This window comes from Paraburkholderia sp. CNPSo 3281 (assembly GCF_024206515.1).
Classification (GTDB): domain Bacteria; phylum Pseudomonadota; class Gammaproteobacteria; order Burkholderiales; family Burkholderiaceae; genus Paraburkholderia; species Paraburkholderia nodosa.
Map to the genome: position 1 here is coordinate 1 of NZ_JAMBPS010000195.1, position 554 is coordinate 554.

Consider the following 554-nt stretch of genomic DNA (forward strand, 5'->3'; position numbering starts at 1 on the left):
GTAAGCAGCCGGTGAAGTCATCTTGATCGGCAAGTCGTGCCACCCCAGGATCATGTCCATTCAAATTTTAAATGGACAGGTGTACACGATGGACGAAGTCGAGGTTGTACCGGATGTCGTTCAGCCGACGCGGCGCCGTCGGCATAGCAAGGAATTCAAGGAGACGGTCATTCGGGCGGCAATGCAGCCGAACGTGTCGATTGCGGCGGTGGCACTGCATTACCGGTTGAACGCCAACCTGCTGCGCAGCTGGGTTGCGGCGCGGGAGGAACGCGATGCCGCTGAAGCGGCCCGACAGGAATTGAATGTCTCGCCGCCGGAATTTGTGCCGCTGCAGATGCAGAATGGTGTTGCAGCGGCGACGCACATCGAGATCGAGGTACGCAGGGGCGCGACGGCAATCACGGTGCGCTGGCCGCTGTCGGCCGCGAGCGACTGCGCAACGTGGCTGCTGGGGTGGTTGCGTTGATTCGCATTGATGCCATCTGGCTCGCGACGGAGCCGGTCGACATGCGCGCTGGCGTCGATACGCTGCTCGCACGCGTGGTCAAGGT

1 protein-coding gene is annotated in these 554 nt (G+C 61.7%); it reads left to right on the top strand.

Annotated elements, in window-relative coordinates:
- Positions 1-52: 52 nt before the first annotated feature.
- The gene (locus M3I56_RS41860) at positions 53-469 is read left to right on the top strand and encodes a transposase (protein ID WP_254358728.1); all 417 of its coding nucleotides are present in this window, start codon (positions 53-55) and stop codon (positions 467-469) included.
- Positions 470-554: the final 85 nt, after the last annotated feature.

Coding starts and splice junctions, on each gene's coding strand:
- M3I56_RS41860 (WP_254358728.1), top strand. CDS start 53: ATGTCCATTCAAATTTTAAATGGACAGGTGTACACGATGGACGAAGTC.